The organism is Candidatus Brocadia sp. (genome assembly GCA_021646415.1).
Taxonomy (GTDB): Bacteria; Planctomycetota; Brocadiia; order Brocadiales; family Brocadiaceae; genus Brocadia.
On sequence record SOEU01000001.1, the window covers coordinates 102,606 to 116,538 of the forward strand.

General features: G+C 41.5%; 15 protein-coding genes. 2 read left to right on the forward strand and 13 right to left on the reverse strand.

Annotated features, from left to right (window positions below; genetic code table 11):
* Positions 1-9: 9 nt before the first annotated feature.
* The gene (locus tag E3K36_00375) at positions 10-696 is read left to right on the forward strand and encodes a hypothetical protein (GenBank protein ID MCF6153716.1); all 687 of its coding nucleotides are present in this window, start codon (positions 10-12) and stop codon (positions 694-696) included.
* Here E3K36_00375 and E3K36_00380 read toward each other — a convergent pair.
* From E3K36_00380 to E3K36_00420, 9 genes are all read right to left on the reverse strand, one after another.
* Positions 644-1,078: a hypothetical protein gene (locus E3K36_00380; protein MCF6153717.1), complete on the reverse strand. Its 435-nt coding sequence runs from the start codon at positions 1,076-1,078 to the stop codon at positions 644-646. The genes E3K36_00375 and E3K36_00380 overlap by 53 nt on opposite strands.
* Positions 1,079-1,241: 163 nt before the next feature.
* Positions 1,242-1,538 (reverse strand): hypothetical protein, encoded by a 297-nt coding sequence (locus E3K36_00385; protein ID MCF6153718.1) that lies wholly within the window; start codon positions 1,536-1,538, stop codon positions 1,242-1,244.
* 39 nt (positions 1,539-1,577) lie between these two features.
* Positions 1,578-2,732, reverse strand: coding sequence for an aminotransferase class I/II-fold pyridoxal phosphate-dependent enzyme (locus E3K36_00390; GenBank protein MCF6153719.1), 1,155 nt, complete (start codon positions 2,730-2,732; stop codon positions 1,578-1,580).
* A gap of 263 nt (positions 2,733-2,995) precedes the next feature.
* A complete protein-coding gene (locus E3K36_00395) occupies positions 2,996-3,661 on the reverse strand; it encodes a sugar transferase (protein ID MCF6153720.1) in 666 nt (221 codons plus the stop codon).
* Positions 3,662-3,715: 54 nt separating this feature from the next.
* Positions 3,716-4,114, reverse strand: coding sequence for a type II toxin-antitoxin system VapC family toxin (locus E3K36_00400; protein MCF6153721.1), 399 nt, complete (start codon positions 4,112-4,114; stop codon positions 3,716-3,718).
* Positions 4,111-4,344 carry a type II toxin-antitoxin system Phd/YefM family antitoxin gene (locus E3K36_00405; GenBank protein ID MCF6153722.1) on the reverse strand — a complete coding sequence of 78 codons (234 nt, stop codon included), beginning with the start codon at positions 4,342-4,344 and terminating at the stop codon, positions 4,111-4,113. The genes E3K36_00400 and E3K36_00405 overlap by 4 nt, the downstream gene beginning before the upstream one ends.
* 224 nt (positions 4,345-4,568) lie before the next feature.
* Entirely contained in the window at positions 4,569-5,726 is a 1,158-nt protein-coding gene (locus E3K36_00410) for a DUF4292 domain-containing protein (GenBank protein MCF6153723.1), read from the reverse strand.
* 76 nt (positions 5,727-5,802) lie between these two features.
* Positions 5,803-6,015, reverse strand: coding sequence for a hypothetical protein (locus tag E3K36_00415; GenBank protein ID MCF6153724.1), 213 nt, complete (start codon positions 6,013-6,015; stop codon positions 5,803-5,805).
* A gap of 76 nt (positions 6,016-6,091) precedes the next feature.
* Entirely contained in the window at positions 6,092-6,931 is an 840-nt protein-coding gene (locus E3K36_00420) for a diaminopimelate epimerase (GenBank protein ID MCF6153725.1), read from the reverse strand.
* 457 nt (positions 6,932-7,388) lie between these two features.
* Between E3K36_00420 and E3K36_00425 the strand changes: the two genes are divergently transcribed.
* Positions 7,389-8,375, forward strand: a complete 987-nt coding sequence (locus E3K36_00425; protein MCF6153726.1) for a glycosyltransferase family 2 protein — start codon at positions 7,389-7,391, stop codon at positions 8,373-8,375.
* A gap of 167 nt (positions 8,376-8,542) precedes the next feature.
* Here the strand turns inward: E3K36_00425 and E3K36_00430 are convergent, their stop codons facing one another.
* From E3K36_00430 to E3K36_00445, 4 genes are all read right to left on the reverse strand, one after another.
* Positions 8,543-8,806, reverse strand: a complete 264-nt coding sequence (locus E3K36_00430) for a YgiT-type zinc finger protein (GenBank protein MCF6153727.1) — start codon at positions 8,804-8,806, stop codon at positions 8,543-8,545.
* Between the two features lie 60 nt (positions 8,807-8,866).
* A complete protein-coding gene (locus tag E3K36_00435; protein ID MCF6153728.1) occupies positions 8,867-9,121 on the reverse strand; it encodes a hypothetical protein in 255 nt (84 codons plus the stop codon).
* Positions 9,122-10,096: 975 nt separating this feature from the next.
* Positions 10,097-12,235, reverse strand: a complete 2,139-nt coding sequence (locus tag E3K36_00440) for a glycine--tRNA ligase subunit beta (GenBank protein ID MCF6153729.1) — start codon at positions 12,233-12,235, stop codon at positions 10,097-10,099.
* A 1-nt stretch (position 12,236) separates the two neighbouring features.
* Entirely contained in the window at positions 12,237-13,535 is a 1,299-nt protein-coding gene (locus E3K36_00445) for a nucleotide sugar dehydrogenase (protein ID MCF6153730.1), read from the reverse strand.
* Positions 13,536-13,933: the final 398 nt, after the last annotated feature.

Genomic DNA, 13,933 nt, shown 5'->3' on the forward strand with positions numbered 1-13,933 from the left:
ACATATCATATGTCTATTACTGTCAAATATCCTCTGTTAGCAATTCTATTACTGGTACTTTGTTCTTGCGCTTCCACTGGCTGGAATGAAAATATACAGTCAGGAGATAGCAATATTTCAAAAGGATTATCAGAAGTTCAGCCTATTGCAGGAAAGGGTGGGGACATGAACGATAAGAGCCGGACTGATTATCATATCCGGTGTAAAGACATCCTATATATTGATGTGTACAATGAGCCGGAATTGAGTTATGACCAACAAAAGCAGAAATCCTTGCGCGTCTCCACGGATGGTAAGATCTCTTTTCCCCTTATAGGCGACATTGAGGTAGCCGGGCTCACGCCGTTTCAATTGGAAAGAAAACTGGAAGAACTCCTGGGTGATGGTTATCTGATAAATCCCCATGTCTCTGTTATTGTGGGGAGTTATCATGGTTCGGTATGTGTCATCGGACAGGTGAAAAGTCCAGGAGAGATAAAATTACAGGACAGGGAAATTACCGTTGTCGAGGCAATTTCTATGAGGGGGGGATTTACTGATATTGCCTCTTCCAATCGCACTTACATCGTCAGGATGGAAAACGGTGAAAAAAAAATAATTCAGGTAAAGGTAAACAAAATTATTAAAAACAAAAAAGGCGAGGCTATTGTCCTGAAACCCGATGATACCGTGGTCGTTCCGGAGGCATTCTTTTAAGGATGATATGGGCACTGCTGATGGCCAGTTCGGCAGTGGTATAAGATTTGAATCGTTTATCGAGTGAAAGTTGTTCGATAGTTTTCAGATCGTCAGCCGATCCTTTCTGCAGTAGTTCATCCACTATTTCAAATCCGGCTTCATAAAACAAATCAAGATAATCCCGATGTCTTAAACGATTTTGGTAATGCAACGTGGGACTGAAGGGTGACCATTGTCTTTCTGAATATTGCAAAAAATTATAAATAGTCAGCGTTGTCTGGTTAGAAATTTGCATGACTTGTTTTATTGCTCTCGAGATGTCATTCCCGCATGTTTTTAGCGGGAATCCAGGAGGTTCAGGGTTTACTGGATACCCGATAAAAGCGTTCGGGTATGACAAAACCGTACCTGCAAATTTCTAACCGGACAACGCTGATTCACAGCACAAGTTCAAGCTTTAGAGTACCGTTCAAATATATGGTCCAATCTCCAAGATCGAACCAGCCTTGGCTTAACCCACGCTACCGTAAAACCGCTTCAATAAAATGAAAATTCCTCTATAATCAGGAAGATTGCCCAAATATCTCGGATACTACTGCTGTAATATCAGGCTGTGGTTCAGATTGATCATCTAACTGGATGGGATTTTGAACCTGAACTATTACTCTTGTTTGTAACTTCAAGGTAAACAGGCGATTTAACCTCCCTGCACATGCCGCATGTTTACTTCCTGTTGGTGTCATATCCATAATCCTCCCATCGAGAAGTTCCACTCTATCATCTTCATGCAGAATGTTCCTTTCTACCAGCTTGTGATATTCTTTGACAGTGAAACGATGGATCAACAATGTCGTGTTCATAATCACGAACCTCCGCAAAAAACGTTGCAAATTATTACCCTAATTTTTATTCTGAAGAAGATTTGCCTGGTACACTCGCAGAAAGATTTTTACCACCCGATGAAGGTCTTCCCTGCTGAGATTTGAACCGGACGGCAGGCAAAGTCCCTTATCGAATAATTCTTCAGCCACACCGGAACCATAATAGGGGAAATTCTGAAAAACCGGCTGCAGATGGAGTGGCTTCCATACCGGCCTGGACTCAATGTTTTCAGATTCCAGGGCCAATCGCATATCCTCCCTTGTGGAACCACATTTTGAAGGATCAATGGTCAGACATGTTAACCATCGATTACTTTTGCCAAACCCTGCCTCCGGCATAAACTGAATACCGGGCAAACCTCCTAATTCTTTTTGATAAAAGTCAAAGTTGTCCCTGCGTGCCTGCACCCGCTCTGACAAAACACGGAGCTGTCCCCGGCCTATTCCTGCAAGCACATTGCTCAGCCGGTAATTATAACCAATATGGGAATGCTGGTAATGGGGGGCATGGTCCCTTGCCTGTGTTGCCAGGAACTTTGCCTTCCGGATCAAGCCCTCGTTATCGGAGACCAGCATCCCGCCGGAAGAACAGGTAATGATTTTGTTGCCATTGAAAGAAAATATCCCGAATTTACCAAAAGTTCCTGTGTGCCTCCCTTTGTAGTAAGCTCCAAGAGACTCTGCCGCATCTTCAATGAGAGGAATCTCATATTGATTGCAAAGATTCATTATAGGGTCAATATCTGCGCTCTGTCCATACAGATGGACAACAATTACCGCCTTTGGCCTTTTCCCCTTCCTGATCCTATCCCGAATGGCATCTTCAAGGCAGTTGCAGTCCATATTCCAGGCGCCGGATTCGCTGTCTATGAATATCGGGGTTGCCCCCTGGTAGGTAATCGGATTCGCGCTGGCTGCAAACGTAAGTGTAGAACAGATAACTTCATCGCCAGGCTGAATTCCCAATAAAATTAATGCCAAGTGAATGGCGGCGCTTCCGGAACTGACTGCTGCGGCAAATCGGGAGCCCGTAATTTCGCAAAATTCCTTTTCAAACATATCTACATGGGGGCCAACGGGGGCAATCCAATTTGTTTCAAATGCCTCTTTTACAAATTCAAATTCTTTGACTCCCATATGGGGAGAAGAAAGGTAAATGCGTTTTTTATTCATAGTCATAAATCAGGTTGGGTTTAAAAGACAAAATCTAAAAGACAAAATCTAAAAGACTTTTTTTATATAAACGAACTCATTACCCACCCCTTTATCCCCTGCCCAAGAAAGTTCCCTTCTAGAGGGTGGTCGTGGGATGCGTCAATAGGATAACAAAATAGTTTGAAATTCCTTGTATAAGCAGTAAATTAAGCCTTTGTCGATTTTTTGCCACGAAAACACTGCATCACAAAGAAAAACTTTGTGTCTGGTTTGCTTACCTGCTATTTCATCCTTTCTATTGCCTGCTTTATTTCTCTTACTACATGGTGTTCTTTTGTTGATACTTTTGCTGATAATACCCTTCCGACAGTAAGAACCCATACTGTTTTGAGCAGAATACCGAAATCAAAAAGAAAGGACTTCCTGTTCACGTGTTCCATCGCAAGTCCGACCTTTGCGGGAACGAAAATTTCTTCGTATGCCTTATCAGGTTTTCTGGCAAGGGAGAGCAGATCCTCCTCATTTCTCAGGTGTAATGATGCATTGCTTGTGATGCCGGGACGGACTTCCAATATCCTTTTCATTGCGCCGGTATAATTGCTTACTATCTCCGGGACATCGGGGCGGGGCCCAACAAAACTCATATCCCCTTTCAGTACGTTCCAGAGTTGCGGTAATTCATCCAGTTTCGTCTTCCGTAAAACCCTGCCGACCTTTGTAATTCGAGGGTCATGGCCTGTAGTCACCGAGGTGCCGATGCGATCGGCATTGACCACCATAGAGCGAAATTTATATAGCCTGAATAAACATCCGTTACGCCCAACCCTTTTCTGTGAATAGATGATGGGGCCAGGAGAAGTCAGTTTAATGAGCAATGCTGTAACTATAAAAAGTGGCGAAAGTATTATAATACCGATCAAAGATACAATAAAATCAAAAATCCTCATGAGCAGACATTTCCAAAAGAGATTTTTTCTGGTTTGTAATATCCTTCAGTGTCTTCAACATTTTTCTTCCCAAATAGTTTTAACCCTGTATTGTGCAATGAAAGAATCGGAAGTTACAATAGGTAATTTTTCCAACTGTGCCTGGGCAATAATCATGCGGTCAAAAGGATCTCTATGGTGGTGTGGAAGACTAAAAACATGAAGGGCATGGCTTATCTGTATTGGCAACCCTTGTATTGTATTTAACGCCATTTGTTCTGACACAAAAATCTGAGGTTTATTCGGTAACTTTATCCTGCCAATTTTTGCCTTAATCGCTATTTCCCAGCAGCTTGCGGCACTTAAAAATAATTCATTATTACCGTCGCTGATAATATTTCTAACCGGAAGTGGTATGAGGGGACTATCAATAATCCACCAGAGAAATGCATGGGTATCTAACAAAGCCTTCATTGCTCAAATTCACTCAATACACTCTCAGGTAAAGGCTCAAAAAAATTATCTTCCAAAACTACGCGTCCCTTAGCGCTTCCTGGTTTGCGCTTTTTAGCCTCTTTTTTTACAGGAACAATGCGAGCTATAGGTTTTCCTGCTTTTGCAATAATAACCTCTTCACCGCTTCCAACACGATTTAAAAGTTGAGAAAAATGGGTTTTTGCCTCATGTATATTTACTTTAATCATCTCACACCTCCACGCCTATAGTAGACTAAGCTGTAGGCCAAGTCAATAAGTTTTTGTGTAATAAGATGACTTTCCATTTTCCACATAAGTTGCATAAAAACATAGCAAAAATGGAAAAAAGAAAAAAGGAATCGGATTCCCTTGAATTGCTTGAAATTGCTGGCTAGACAAAGAGATATCAGAAAAGACAGGAGCATATCAAAAGACATAAAAAGTCTTGGAATTTAGTCCAGGGTAATTATTTGCGCTCCCTTAGGTACAGAGAGGGTAAATAGTTTTGGGTCAAGTGCGCCGTTCACCGTGATATTTGAAAAAGTGATACTGAGGGTAGTATTATGCGCTGGCCAGCGAACGTCAATCCTTTGAGGTATCCTGCAGCTATTGAGAGTTATATAATCGGTAAATACCGCTTGTAACCGGACAGAACCGTCTGAATTGAATAATTCACATCGAAAAACCTCTGCATTGACCCTGTCAATCAACAGGTTTCCTTTCAGATTTACATCTTCCTTGTCCACTTCGAGCATATGAATAAGCCAATAGGCAGGCCAGGTTTCCAGCGTGGGTTTTTTCCCTTCAAGGATTTCCCTGTAATTGAACAGGCTCGCCATATCCGCCGGGAAAATATTGATACCAAGCGTCTCAATCCTGTGAAAGGTATTGGATGTGCCTGTATAAACCGTATTTTCCAGGGGGATATGTAATAAGAATTGATTACCATCCGAAGACATATCAAATAACGTTGTGGCAAACTTAGAACCTATCGCCCTCAAACTCTTTGGACTCTGGTATAATAGCAATCCGGTACAGCGAATGGGGCCTTTGGCGTCTGGCATAGTAAGAGTCATCTCTACATTTGCACGAAAGGTGGTAAGTTTGGAACTGTTGGAAATCAAGGTATCCCGTATTTGTTGTAAAGAGAGATTTTTGGTCTCCCCCTGGATATTCTTCAAGATAGCCGAGGTATCTTCCCAAATTGGCCTTTGCAAGGCCGCTGTCTTATAGGTCGCGCAACCAGATGACAAAATTACAAACAAAAGGAAACCAAAAATTCTGTATGTCTTCATCCCTATATCCAAGATAGATTTTAAAAGCCGAAATATACACAAAAGGCGTGCGAATTTTTTAAAAAAACTCCCCTGCAATGGGCAATATTCACCTATAGTAATTCGCGTGGGTTTAATATAACAAAATATTTTTTCAATAAGTTCAGGATAATCTCTTTCCCATGTTGAATATAATATAATGGGGTCTATTCTTAAACGTATTTCATCGCCATGGTCCTGTAATTTCCTTGCGGCAATCAATCGTGCCTCTGGAGATGCAGTACGATGCTCAAGCTGTCGATAAATCATATCGGTATTGACGCTAAATGCCATCATAAATTTATCACGGTGATTTAGATTCAACAAAGATTCAATATTGTCGCTTTTTGTAAGAAAAAGAAATTGAAACAGTTTAGTTTTTTGAAGGATGTGTTGTGCTTTTTAAGTCCCTATAAGGACGTGAGGCAATATGCAGGCAATTTATTGCCTGTATTTTTATCAAATAGAAATACAGTCCCGTAGGAACGATTGAGACGATTGTGTATCCATAATCTTCATTCGCCCCTACAGGGCTTATTTTTATCTTTCTCTTAACACAGGCAATAAATTGCCTGCCTATGAGCAATTTGCCCCTCCGGGGCAAAATCAGCACAAGGCTTTGCCTTGATAGTTTTTCAAATAACTAAAGTGTTACTATATTTTTATTCATGTAATCTCCACTCGCTGGTAAATACCTCCGTCGCCGTTCCTGTCATGTAAACATTGCCATCTCCTGCCCATTCCAGTTCCAGGTCTCCGCCCGGGAGATGGGCAAGGATCATGTGTTCGGTCTTTTTGTTGAGGACACCCGCAACACATACCGCCGAGGCACCTGTCCCGCAGGCCATCGTTATTCCCGAACCGCGTTCCCATGTCTTCATGGTGATCTCTTTGGAGTTATGGACCTGGACAAAGTGGACATTTGTCCGTTCTGGGAATACCCGATGACGCTCAATTTCCGGACCATATTTTTGTATATCGAATTTATCAAAACTTTCCACAAAGACAACGCAATGGGGATTTCCCATGGAAATGCAAGTAATCCGGAATGATACATCTTTATCAATCGTCAGGACTTCATCGATCACCTGGGTTTCTTTGCCGAGCATGGGGATTTCTGATCGCATGAGTTTTGGTTTGCCCATATTGACTTTAGCCTTTGATACTTTCCCGTTTTCTGTGAAAACCTGAATCGTCTTGGTACCTGCAAGGGTCTCTACGGTGAGCGGATTCTTCTGGCTGATTTTGTGGTCATACACGTACTTTGCAACACAGCGGATACCGTTCCCGCACATCTGAGCCTCGCTGCCGTCGGCATTAAAGATACGCATCTTGCAATCCGCCACCTTTGATGGCAAGATAAGGATAAGCCCGTCGGATCCCACACCAAAATGCCTATCACTTATGATGGAGGCCAGTTTTTCAGGTTCTTTAACCACTTCTTCAAAACAGTTTATATAAACATAGTCGTTACCAATACCGTGCATTTTTGTAAATTTCATAGGAGTATCCCAAAGGTTTTTCTTGTGTATTGAGAAGTTTTTACATCTTTCATCATTGTTTATTTTACCTGTAATTTCAAACGATTCAAGTCAATGTTGTCATTATTTTGCTTTTCTGTATTCGCATAGTCTTTTATAATATTGAAAAGGTTAAGGGGGCGCACTTTTCCCTTCGGGGTAAAGTCTGAAGGGCTGACAGATTATAGGCGCTTACAAAAAATATTTTAACAGTTTCAGCAAAAATATTTTTATCAAAAACCGGAGTAACAGGTAATATCAAGGCTTATAAACTAATTTGTAATGTGACGAACTTTTAAAGTTCATAGAAGACTAACCCGAACGAGTCGGAAAAGACAAAATCCAAAGCACGAAATTTGTGAGTCAACCCTGTCAGGGTTCTGAACCCTGACAGGGTTGACTCTTCCGACCCCTTCGGGTTAGGTTATAATATTTTTAAATGCCAAAAATATCCGTCATTATTCCTAACTATAATGGCAGGCGATTCCTGGAAGCCTGCCTGTCTTCTCTCAAGAAACAGACCTATACCGATTTTGAAATAATACTCGTGGACGATGCGTCTACTGATGAATCCCTGTCCTTTGTTAAAACCTATTATCCCGATACAAGAATCATCGCGCTGAAAAAGAACGTTGGCTTTGCATCAGCCGTAAATGAAGGCATCCGACAGGCAAGAGGACAATACATCGCCCTCCTCAACAACGACACGGAGACAGATAAAAATTGGCTCATAGAATTGAATCAGGCGCTGGACAATCATAAAGACGCCGGCTTTTGCTCCTCCCTCATGATTAATTACAACAACCGAAATCTTGTGGATTGTGCGGGGATTAGTTTTTCATCCTGGGGCAGGGCTTATAAGAGGGGCGAAGGAGAGGCTATTGATTACTACCAACAACCGTCATTCATCTTTGGCGCCTCGGGAGGCGCTGCCATCTATCGCAAGGAATTGTTTGAAAAGGTCGGACTCTTTGACGAAGACTTTTGGGCATTTTTTGAGGACGTCGACCTGAGCTTTCGGGCGCAACTGGCAGGTTTTCGGTGCCTCTATGTCCCAACGGCCATTGTTTATCACATCGGGACGGCCAGCCATAGCAGGAAGAGTTTAAAGCTTCGTTATACCGGTTACCGCAACAAACAATGGGTGATATTCAAGAATTATCCGGCATATTACCTGTTCAAATATTATTTCAAATACGGTCTCAGCGAAATCAAGACCGTCCTGACAGACCTTAAAGACGGCTTTTTTTTATCCCCCTTTATTGCCAATTGGCTTATTTACAAGGATATTCCAAAGCTATTCAGGAAACGAATGGAAGTCCAGAGATCAAGGACGGTGAGTATTCAGTATCTGGATAGTATTATTGATAAGTCTCATGATAAACTAAATAAAAGAAGTGTTACAATCACAAAGAAGAATTTTTAAAGATTAAAAATAAATACGACACGCTAAATCACAAATCAAGATGTAACTCCTTTTCTTTTTAATAACAACGTCATCCAAATAAGTTGCTTGTTCATGACTGCGCCCAGTTCCACCCAGAGCAACCAACGAAACAAATCAGCCACCGCGCCTCTTGCAGTTGGCTGGATTTAATCGTTAGATGATTGAATTTCACTGTATTGTTCTACAGGAATAATTAATTCTTTTTTTACCTTTTTCCCATGTGAGTAAATAGAAATAAATTCTTTTTCAATTTGTTTTAATACACTTCCTTTAAAATACTGTTCTCCACAAAATTCACATTGTTCACATGGAACATCATTAACTACAAGGAAATTATCATAATGTTTATAAGTATATTGAACCTGAGTAGTTTTGAAATTCTTATTTCCGCAAAAATGACAAACTTTCATGCCGCATTTAACCCCTTTCATAAGGATTTTTAAATTTCGGAGGAGAAGGAATATATACAGTTATAACCGATGAATAAAAAATCGGTTCCGGTTTCTGTTCATAATAATCATAAGAAGTGGTTGAGGTACTATCTTGATTTCTGCCATAAATACTACCATAGGTATGCTGACAGGGAATCCCTTAAACATTTTATGGTCAAATTGCATGAGAAACATCAATCTCTTGCATCGCAGGCGGAGGCGACACAGGCAGTGTCCTTTATTACGAGATGCTGCAAGCCGTTCCCTCACCTTCCAGTAAACCATCCAGAGCATGAAGCTAAGGGTCGCCCATTAGAAGGCTTTTGGCCCGCAAAACAATTCTCGGACAAGCTGTTGAATATAGAACATTGTAGTGTGATGCGCGTCTTGATTTATAGTATTGTAGATATTTCTGTCTTTCTCCGCGCCTCTATGCCTCTGGTGATTAAAGTTTTATTTTCGAAATTAATCACGCCCCCTGAACTTTGTATTTCAAAGGGGCCTGTGGCTTGGACAATGGCTGAAACGGAATGCTGTTTGAATCATTTGAATCCATGAGTCCCTGGATATTCTCCAGGTATTTGCCTATTGCGCCAGTTTTGTAAATTGGGTAGGGGGACAAAACCCGACTTTTATAAATCTTCGTTTTTTAATGAACAAAAATTTACAAAAGGAAGGGCAAAATTCAGATGAAATATAATTATCGGTAATACTCAAAAGGTTTTTGCTATTTCTTGCGATACACGTTCAGCCCAATCTTTTCTTCGCGATCAGGGATGGTGACGTTTCCTTCCGTTGATGCGACAATGATGTTCTTGCCAGAAGAAGAGGGACCGAACTCTTTTGATAGGTCTATCTTTATGGTAAGCATGTTTCCTTCTACAGAAAATTCTACGTTTTTCATATGCAAAACCTCGCTTTCTCAAAATGATGAATGGTTTTATAATAAATCAGACCTTCGGCTACTTTCTCAATGTAGAGCGACGAGGCTCGTCGCTTTATAACCTCCTCTCCTTCGCAATGCAATGTCATCAAGTTAAGATAATGTGTCGCCCTTTCAGGGCTAAAAAATTGTTACGCTCTATACCCAGGGCTGTCGCCCTGGGCTATATTCTATCAGCCCTTCGGGCTTTACTTCCAAATAAACAAAATGAAAATTCCTTGTATAATACATTTAACCTGAAAACCTTGTAGACAATGCCGATTTGTCCGCTTTTTAATACCGTCGCTATAAACATAATTATTCTGTCGCCTTGGAATCAGACTCCCCTAAGACTTCTCGCCAGACATGTTCATCTGAGAAAGTTCAGCTATCTTTTCGGAATATAATCCGTTAATCGACTTGATAAGCAACAACCTGTTGTTCCGAACGGCTTCATCTTCAACGTTCACAAATACCTTGTCAAAGAAAATATGAACGGGTTTGGCAAAGACCTCATAGTACGTATGGGAGGCTTCTTCGTATCTTTTTTCATCTACCTGCTTCCGAATGGCTGTCTCATTTCCTTTAAAAATCTCCCATAATGTATGTTCCTCGGCTTCGGTAAAGAGACGTGCATCTACCGACCCGCTGCTATTCGCCTTTTTGCCGATGTTAAAGGTCCTTTCGACAACGGTAACCAGATCCGGCCACCATTCTTCTTTTGAAACTTTGGATAATGCCTTTAACCTTTGAAAAAAATCATAGATATCATCAAATCCGACATCTGCATTCAAGACGGCGTTCACCAGGTCGTAACGATGTCCTCTTTCTATATTTATCTGAAATAACCTGTCCCTGAAAAATTCCTTTATGGCAGACACTAACTTATCGTGTACTACCTTGTGTTCACCGTGTATTTCTTTTGCTGAAAACATTGGAAGCAGGGATAAAGACCGGCAAAGAACTTCCCTGAGTTCTAACGTAAATCCATGCTCTTCTATGATACGGACAATACCGTAGGCATGTCGCCGCAGGGAGTAAGGGTCCTGTGAACCGGTCGGGGTTAATCCCAGGGCAAAACAACTGGATATCGTATCAAACTTGTCGGCCAAACCCACAACGGCCCCAACCTTTGATGTGGGAATATTATCGGTGGCAAAGCGAGGCATATAATGTTCGGCAATTGCTAACGCAACTGATGGTTCTTCACCATCCCATTCGGCATATTCCCTTCCCATAATTCCCTGTAACGATGGAAATTCACCTACCATCTGGGTAAGAAGGTCTGCCTTACACAAGAGTGCAGCACGTTTCACGAATGCATCAGCTTCAATCGATAACTGATGAAAAGCAATTAATCGGTGTGATATATATTCGGAGAGTTTGACAATCCTGTCTGTTCTGTCACGATAATTCCCCAACTTTTCAAGGAACGCAAGGTTCTTTAAATCTTCCACCCGGTTTTCCAGTGGAACTTTCCTGTCCTCTTTCCAGAAAAATCTGGCGTCAGAAAGTCGCGCCCTCAATACACGTTCGTTACCCTGAATAGCGGTACCGGCATTACTTTCGTCACGGTTAAGTGCCGCAATAAATTTATTGATAAGCTTACCGTCTCTCTTTTTGATAGGGAAATATCTCTGATGCTCCTTCATGGCCGTTTCTATGACATTGGCAGGGATGTCCAGGAATTCTTCATCAAATCCGCATTCAATGGCGTTGGGGTACTCCACCAGGTTGGTTACTTCATCCAGCAACTCTTCGTCGTCAATGGTTGTACCGTAAGGTGCCATGAGCTGTTTTATCTTTGTCTTTAGTATCTCACGACGCTCAGTCATATCAACTACGACCTTTTCCTGCCTAAGTAATTGCTTGTATAAGTCCCAATCGGCCATGGAAATTTCGATTTTTCTACCGGATAGGAAAGGATGCCCGGAGACAAATTTGTCTGCCTTAATCCCATTGATCTCCACAGGAACAACCTTATCCCCAAAGAGTGCAAAAAGCGAACGTATGGGGCGGGCAAAAAATAATTTATTCCCTTTCCATTTCATGGATTTGGGAAATGAGATGTTCTTGATAATTTCTGGTAAAATTTCCGGCAAGATATGTAAAGTCTCTTGCCCCTCTATCCTCTTGATTGCAAAACAATATTCCCCTTTGGGTGTCTTTTTTATTTGAAGGTTCTGTATATCGACCCCCTGAGACCTGGCAAAACCCAAACCAGCCTTTGTGGGATTTCCAGCCTTATCAAAGGCGATTGATGCGGCAGGTCCCTGGATTTCTTCCGTAACACTTTCCTGCCTCTGCGGCAGACCCTTCACAAATAATGTTAATCTTCTGGGCGTACCCGTGCAATAAAGAGACTGTGTCTCCAAGCGGTATTTTTTTGCGCGTTCTGTAAACAATACTTCCATCTGATTGAGCGCAGGAGTAATATAACTGGCGGGAATCTCTTCCGTACCGATTTCAAAAAGCAGGTCAGTCATGTTAGAGTCGCACGATATGTTTCTTGTTAATACCTTTCAAGGCATTGCGGGTATCGACAACCAGTTTAGAGTTGGCAACAATCAAGTTATAATCAAAGCTGCTATGGTCTGTCACAATCACCGAACAATCTATCTTAGATAAGACCTCTTTGGAAAGAGGCCTTGACTTCATACTCAGTTTTTGATAATTAATCTCCGGAATATAAGGGTCTGTATACGTTATTCTGGCACCCTTCGATCGCAGGATATTCATAATTTCAAGGGCTGGTGACTCCCGAAGATCATCCACGTCCTTTTTATAGGCAACACCCAAGACATGGATATTCGAGCCCTTCACGCTTTTTTCTATAGTATTCAATGCGTCGGTAACCTTTTCCACAACAAATTCAGGCATGCCGCTATTTATCTGGTCTGCAAGTGCAATGAATCTCAACTCAAATCCATTCTTTTTGGCAACCCAGGAAAGATAGAGTGGATCGATGGGAATACAATGTCCACCCAAACCGGGACCGGGGTAAAATGACATAAAGCCAAAGGGCTTTGTCTTTGCTGCATCGATAACTTCCCATACATCGATACTCAATCTCTCCGACATGATGGCAATTTCGTTAACCAGTGCAATATTGACGTTTCGGAAGGTATTTTCAAGGAGCTTTACCATCTCAGCCACCTTTGGAGACGAAACAGGGATGATCGTTTCAATAATATGGCCATATAAACAACTCGCCAATTCCGTGCATTGCTGGGTTACACCCCCAATCACCTTGGGAATGTTTTTTACTGAATACCGCTTGTTTCCAGGATCAATACGCTCCGGAGAAAAGGCAAGATAGAAGTCTTTGCCAACCCTGAGACCTCCTTTCTCCAACAAGGGTAATACCAGTTCCTCTGTTGTACCCGGATATGTGGTGCTTTCTAAGATGAAGAGCTGATCCTTGTGCATGTAATTCTTCACTTCCTGACCCACAGTGATGATATACGACATATCAGGGTCTTTCGTCTTCGTCAGTGGAGTTGGAACACAGATACTGATGGCATCCAGATTCGATAAAACGCTGATATCGTTGGTTATACACAAAAGGCCTTTTTCAATGAATTGTGCAATATCTTCACTTTTTACATCGATTACATACGATGTGCCTTTGTTAAGGGACTCAACACGCTCCTTGTTTTTATCAATCCCTGTTACACAGTATCCACTTCGGACAAATTCAAGGGCAAGTGGCAGTCCAACATAACCGAGCCCAATGACTCCAACATTGGCCTTCTTGGTTTTAATCTTTTCTAGTAATTCACCCATGTATTTATAGTATTACCCTTTGGGGAATGTTTTTCCCCATCTTCCCCCTTGCGAAAGGGGAGAAAGAGTGAGGTTTTTTGGTTGCGGCAGTTTTGCGCTATGAACCGGCAAACGGTGTTTTTTGAAAAAGACAGCAAACATTTTTACCAGATATTAATCAGTTGAACATTTTATTGCAATAAAAAAATGCAGGATAACCACTTATACTCCTTGACATTACCTCATTACTTGCGTAAAATCCGTACAAATACCCCTCGCTGTAATGATTTATCGTAAAAGTTCCGTAATCACAAATGATGGAAATCCGCGGAAAATGATTAAGAGAAGTCTTACCTTATGAAATCACAACCATTTTTATAATAATTACTTTGCAATAGTTTAAAAGAGGTTATTTATGC